Origin of the sequence: Paraburkholderia monticola (assembly GCF_001580545.1) — a bacterium.
GTDB classification, from domain to species: Bacteria; Pseudomonadota; Gammaproteobacteria; order Burkholderiales; family Burkholderiaceae; genus Paraburkholderia; species Paraburkholderia monticola.
Genome location: NZ_LRBG01000018.1, coordinates 1 through 717 on the forward strand (window position 1 = coordinate 1; position 717 = coordinate 717).

The window sequence follows — 717 nt, forward strand, 5'->3', positions numbered from 1 at the left end:
TTCGCTTGACCCTATAACGGGTATGTCTCACTGCAACTCCCGAAGGAGCCGCACTTCAACTTGCCGCTACAGGTTGAGTATTCGTGTTGCGCCGTATTCCAAAGCAATCTTTCGATCACCTTTAAAATACATCGATACAATCACAACCCTGATTCACCTACTCGCACACCCATCTCTAAGTATGCTTTCGTGAATCTCTTTACTACTTCTTCCTGATTGTTAAAGAACGACAGCCGATATCACAACGAATTGTGTACCGCTCTGACTGGCTCAATCGCCAATGCGTAACGCTCTGTGTGTTTTTACACAGAACACTGCGCATTGAGGATTGGTGGAGGATGACGGGATCGAACCGACGACCCCCTGCTTGCAAAGCAGGTGCTCTCCCAGCTGAGCTAATCCCCCAGTCACACACTACTCAAGGGACGCCCTGTCAGCACCACAGACAAGACAGTGGTGGGTCTGGATGGATTCGAACCATCGACCCCCGCCTTATCAAGACGGTGCTCTAACCGACTGAGCTACAGACCCCTGAGTCTGTCTGCGTTACTTCTCTTAACCACAGCCGATAAGCGTGAGCACTTGAATGCAATGAATGCATCGCTCTGGAAAGGAGGTGATCCAGCCGCACCTTCCGATACGGCTACCTTGTTACGACTTCACCCCAGTCATGAATCTGTCTCTTATACACATCTTACGCTACCGACCACCCCTCAT

2 tRNA genes and 1 rRNA gene are annotated in these 717 nt (G+C 50.3%); all 3 read right to left on the reverse strand.

From position 1 onward, the window contains the following. Positions 1-329: 329 nt before the first annotated feature. Positions 330-405: transfer RNA gene (locus CI15_RS16795), tRNA-Ala, on the reverse strand. A 49-nt stretch (positions 406-454) separates the two neighbouring features. Further along, a tRNA-Ile gene (locus tag CI15_RS16800) sits at positions 455-531 on the reverse strand. A 78-nt stretch (positions 532-609) separates the two neighbouring features. Beyond that, a 16S ribosomal RNA gene (locus CI15_RS37520) occupies positions 610-717 on the reverse strand; the annotation flags it as partial.